General features: G+C 63.1%; 3 protein-coding genes. All 3 read left to right on the top strand.

The window, feature by feature from the left end; translation table 11 throughout:
* Positions 1-280: 280 nt before the first annotated feature.
* Positions 281-1,939, top strand: a complete 1,659-nt coding sequence (boxC, locus tag E2583_RS13990) for a 2,3-epoxybenzoyl-CoA dihydrolase (protein ID WP_291596671.1) — start codon at positions 281-283, stop codon at positions 1,937-1,939.
* Between the two features lie 174 nt (positions 1,940-2,113).
* A complete protein-coding gene (gene boxB / locus E2583_RS13995) occupies positions 2,114-3,541 on the top strand; it encodes a benzoyl-CoA 2,3-epoxidase subunit BoxB (RefSeq protein WP_291596672.1) in 1,428 nt (475 codons plus the stop codon).
* 120 nt (positions 3,542-3,661) lie between these two features.
* Positions 3,662-4,199 (top strand): 4Fe-4S binding protein (locus E2583_RS14000; RefSeq protein WP_291596674.1); only part of this gene is annotated, 538 nt, incomplete at its 3' end.

Consider the following 4,199-nt stretch of genomic DNA (forward strand, 5'->3'; position numbering starts at 1 on the left):
CATCACCCCGCGCCGGTGCTGGGTTTGCAGATCAGCGGCTTCTGACCCACTCGCTCTCCAATTGATAGCTTCAATCCTTTTATTTGAAAAGGCCTGTTGGCAAAAAAAGCTGGATTTCAGCGTCATGCTGCGATTGACGAACAGCTAAGGATTTCCCTTAGTTAACTCAAAACATGCAACATAGTGCCTAAAAACACGTGCTTTTTCTCGCGACATCTGCATAATTGTGCCTACACCCATTCAGTAACTGCACTATCTTTCATCTCAGCAGGAGCCGAGCATGCAGCAGCACAGCGTCGTCGATTACCGCACCGACCCCAGCCAATACCGGCACTGGTCGTTTGAAGTGGATGGCAATATCGCCCGGCTCAAGCTGGACATTGCCGAGGACGGCGGTATACGCCCCGGCTACAAGCTCAAGCTCAACAGTTACGACCTGGGCGTGGATGTGGAACTGCACGATGCACTCAACCGCATCCGCTTCGAGCACCCGCAGGTACGCTCCGTGATCATCACCAGCGGCAAGGAGCGCGTCTTCTGCTCGGGCGCGAATATCTTCATGCTCGGCGTTTCATCCCACGCCTGGAAAGTGAACTTCTGCAAGTTCACCAACGAAACGCGCAACGGCATGGAAGACAGCTCGCGGCACGACGGGCTCAAATTCGTCGCAGCCGTCAACGGCGCCTGTGCGGGCGGCGGCTACGAGCTGGCTCTAGCCTGTGACGACATCGTGCTGATCGACGACCGCTCCTCATCCGTGTCGCTGCCCGAAGTCCCGCTGCTGGGCGTGCTGCCCGGTACGGGAGGGCTGACGCGCGTGACCGACAAGCGCCATGTGCGCCACGACCTGGCCGACCTCTTCTGCACCAGCGTGGAAGGCGTGCGCGGCCAGCGCGCCGTGGACTGGCGGCTGGTGGATGCGACCGCCAAGCCCGCGCAGTTTGCCGAGGTGGTTCAGCAACGTGCCGCAGCGCTGGGCGAAAACAGCTCTCGTCCGGCGCGCGCCCAGGGCATCACGCTCTCCAGGCTGCAGCGCGAGGAGAGCCCGGACGGCCTGCACTACCGCCACGTCAGCGTGCAGATCGACCGCAGCAAGCGCAGCGCCACCGTCACGGTCAAGGCTCCCAGGGGCGAACAGCCTGGCAGCCTTGAAGCCATCGAGAGCGCTGGCGCGGCCTGGTGGCCCCTTGCCATGGGCCGCGAGCTCGACGACGCCATTCTGCACCTGCGCACCAACGAACTGGAGGTGGGCACCTGGATTCTCAAGACCGAGGGCGATGCGCGCGCCGTGCTGGCGGCGGGCCAGACGCTGGCGACGCACCGCGATCACTGGCTGGTGCAGCAGACCCTGGGCCTGTTGCGCCGCACCTTTGCGCGCCTCGATGTGTCGTCGCGGTCGCTGTTTGCCTTGATCGAGCCGGGCTCGTGCTTTGCCGGCATGCTGGCCGAGCTGGTCTTCTGCGCCGACCGCGCCTACATGCTGGTGCTGCCCGACGAGCCCGAGCGTGAGCCCGTCATCGAACTCGACGCCTTCAACTTCGGCCTGCTGCCGCTGGTCAACGATCAGAGCCGCCTGCAGCGCCGCTTCTATGAGGAGCCCGCGCCGCTGGAAGCCGTACGCGCGGCGGCGGGCAAGCCGCTCAACGGCGATGCGGCGCAGCAGCTCGGACTGGTCACCGCCGCGCTGGACGATATCGACTGGGAAGACGAGATCCGCATCGCCCTGGAAGAGCGCGCCGCGATGTCGCCCGACGCGCTTACAGGCCTCGAAGCCAATCTGCGTTTTGCCAGCCAGGAAAACATGGTCACGCGCATCTTCGGACGTCTGTCCGCCTGGCAGAACTGGATCTTCAACCGCCCCAACGCGGTGGGCGAAAAAGGGGCGCTGAAGCTCTACGGCACCGGACAGAAAGCCGGCTTCGATTTCAACAGGGTATGAGGAAACTCCCCCTGAGCGGCTACGCCGCTTCCCCCTCTCTGGCACTGCGTGCCGGAGGGGGACAACGCCCTCGCAGCGGGGCGGCCCTTGCTCGGCGTTACCCGCCTGGGCTGCGCCAGTTTCGCAGCGACCACACGGCTTCATGAATCGGCAAAACATCACAGGAGACTCCCCATGAGCAGCATCGACTACAGCCAGAAGATTCCCAACAACGTGGACCTCAGCGGTGACCGCACGCTGCAGCGTGCGCTGGAGAGCTGGCAGCCCAGCTTCATCCGCTGGTGGGACGATGTGGGCCCCGAAGGATCGACCAACCACGATGTCTATCTGCGTACTGCGGTGAGCGTGGATCCGCAGGGCTGGGCGCAGTTCGGCTACGTCAAGATGCGTGACTACCGCTGGGGCATCTTCCTGAACCCGGCGGATCAGGAACGCAGCATTCATTTTGGCGATCACAAGGGTGAGAAGGCCTGGCAGGACGTACCCGGCGAGCACCGCGCCAACCTTCGTCGCATCATCGTCACGCAAGGCGATACCGAGCCCGCGTCGGTGGAGCAGCAGCGCCACCTGGGCCTGACCGCGCCGTCCATGTACGACCTGCGCAATCTGTTCCAGGTCAATGTCGAAGAAGGCCGCCATCTCTGGGCCATGGTCTACCTGCTGCACAAGCATTTCGGGCGTGACGGACGCGAGGAAGCAGAGGCCCTGCTGGAGCGCCAGAGCGGCGATGAGAACAATCCGCGCATTCTGGGCGCCTTCAATGAAAAAACGCCGGACTGGCTGGCGTTCTTCATGTTTACCTACTTCACCGACAGAGACGGAAAATTCCAGCTCGCAGCGCTCGCCGAATCCGCATTCGACCCGCTGGCGCGCACCACCAAATTCATGCTGACCGAAGAGGCGCACCACATGTTCGTCGGCGAGTCCGGCGTCTCGCGCGTTCTGGCACGCACCTGCCAGGTCATGAATGAGCTCAAGACCGACGATGTGAACAAGCTGCGCAATGCGGGAGTCATCGATCTGCCGACGATCCAGCGCTATCTGAACTTCCACTACAGCGTGACCATCGACCTGTTCGGCGCCGACCAGTCGAGCAATGCTGCCACCTTCTACAGCTCGGGCCTCAAGGGCCGCTACGAAGAGGGCAAGCGCGAGGACGACCACCGGCTGCACGACCAGAACTACAAGGTGCTGGAGGTGGTGGACGGCACATTGCAGGAGAAGGAAGTACCCATGCTCAACGCCTTGAACGAGGTGCTGCGCGATGACTACATCAAAGACAGCAATGCCGGTGTGGGCCGCTGGAACAAGGTGATGGAAAAGGCCGGCATCGACTTTCGCCTGACGGTACCGCACAAGGCCTTCAACCGCCAGATCGGCGCGCTGGCAGGCGTGCGCATCAGCCCCGACGGCCGCCCCGTGAGCGAGCAGGAATGGCTGACCAGGAAGAGCGAGTGGCTGGCCAGCGACGACGACCGCAGCTTTGTCGCATCGCTGATGAAGCCATGCCTGGAGCCGGGCAAGTTCGCCGGCTGGATTGCGCCCCCCGTCATGGGCATCAATCGCCAGCCCGTGGACTTCGAGTACGTGAAGTTTGGGTGACCCCTGAGCCGCTACGCGGCTTCCCCAAGGGGACGGTGCCTTCGCCGCGAGGCGGCTCTTGCTCGGCACCTCTCACTTGGTGCAGTGCCAGTTTGAGGCCATGCCAGTTTGGAGAAAGAAATGAGCACCATCACGCTGATTGAAAACGGCATCCTGAAGCAGCATCTGATCGACCCGGAGATCTGCATTCGCTGCAACACCTGCGAGGCAACCTGCCCCGTGGACGCCATCACGCATGACGACAACAACTATGTAGTCATGGCGGACAAGTGCAACGGCTGCATGGACTGCATCTCGCCCTGCCCCACGGGCTCCATCGACAACTGGCGCCTGGTGTCGGCAAGCAAGCCCTACAGCGTGACCGAGCAACTGGGCTGGGAGAGCCTGCCCGAAGAGCTTTGCGCCGACGTGCTGGCCGCCGCGCAGACGACCGAGAATGCCGTCGATGTGCAGGACCTGAGCCAGGCCCAGGCCGTGATCGCGGCCGCTGCCGGTCTGGCCGATAACGGCGCTGCGGAAGTCTTTCGCGCCGCCAGCTATGGCGCCACCACGCCGCCCTGGTCTGCCGCCCATGCCTACACCAATCTGCATGGTCCCAAGGCTCCGGTGACGGCCACGGTGGTGGGCAATCTGAACTGCACGGAAGCCGGCTTCGACA

The organism is Comamonas sp. (genome assembly GCF_009360615.1).
Taxonomy (GTDB): Bacteria; Pseudomonadota; Gammaproteobacteria; order Burkholderiales; family Burkholderiaceae_C; genus Comamonas.